Here is a 223-nt window from a genome sequence, read left to right as displayed (position 1 = left end):
AATCGGCGCAACGAGGGCAAGCCGCTGGCCTCAGCGAGGTCGCACCAAGTGGCCAGGCGCCGGCACATGTCAGCGACGTTCTTGGGTGAATGCCAGAGGGCCTGAAGCTGTTCCTTGAGCACGTAAGCGGTCTGCAGGCCCTGATTGGCCTGGAGCAAGCGGTCAAGGTGCTGGGCCTGGGCTTCGGACAGGTCGTCGCGGTTGCGCAGCAGCAGGTAGCGCG

The 223-nt window shown here is 65.5% G+C and carries 1 protein-coding gene; it reads right to left on the bottom strand.

Features of this window, described 5'->3' with window-relative positions:
* Positions 1–223, bottom strand: a 223-nt coding sequence (locus RM530_RS18530; protein WP_311366745.1) for a DesA/ISL3 alpha bundle tail domain-containing protein, incomplete at both ends; no start/stop codon positions are given.

The sequence above is a fragment of the Banduia mediterranea genome, assembly GCF_031846245.1.
Classification (GTDB): Bacteria; Pseudomonadota; Gammaproteobacteria; order Nevskiales; family Nevskiaceae; genus Banduia; species Banduia mediterranea.
The sequence above is the reverse complement of the archived record's forward strand: the minus strand, read 5'-3'. Positions and strand labels throughout refer to the sequence as shown.